This is a genomic window from Streptosporangium heterodermiicola, assembly GCF_051390675.1.
Classification (GTDB): Bacteria; Actinomycetota; Actinomycetes; order Streptosporangiales; family Streptosporangiaceae; genus Streptosporangium.
The window spans coordinates 1-298 of the sequence record NZ_JBPJSR010000133.1 but is presented as its reverse complement, the minus strand read 5'-3'; the positions used below and the strand labels follow the sequence as shown (position 1 = coordinate 298).

The following is a 298-nucleotide window of genomic DNA, read 5'->3' as shown; positions in this document are numbered from 1 at the left end:
GCGGTCGGTGTTCGGTCCGGAGGGCACGGTGCTGGTCACCGGTGGCACCGGCGGGCTGGGCGCGGTCGTGGCCAAACACCTGGTCACCGCCCACGGGGTGCGTCACCTGCTGCTGGCCAGCCGACGCGGCCCCCAAGCCCCCGGAGCCACCGACCTGGCCACCGAGCTCACCGACCTCGGCGCCACGGTCACGATCGAAGCCTGCGACGTCGGCGATCGCGAGGATCTGGCACGGTTGATCGCGTCGGTCCCGCCGGCCGCTGTTATCCACACCGCCGGAGTGCTGGACGACGGCATC

General features: G+C 72.8%; 1 protein-coding gene. It reads left to right on the top strand.

Going from position 1 to position 298, the window contains the following annotated elements; all coding sequences use genetic code 11:
• Window positions 1-298: SDR family NAD(P)-dependent oxidoreductase (locus ACSC1Q_RS43215; protein ID WP_436764548.1), on the top strand; the 298-nt coding region annotated here is incomplete at both ends.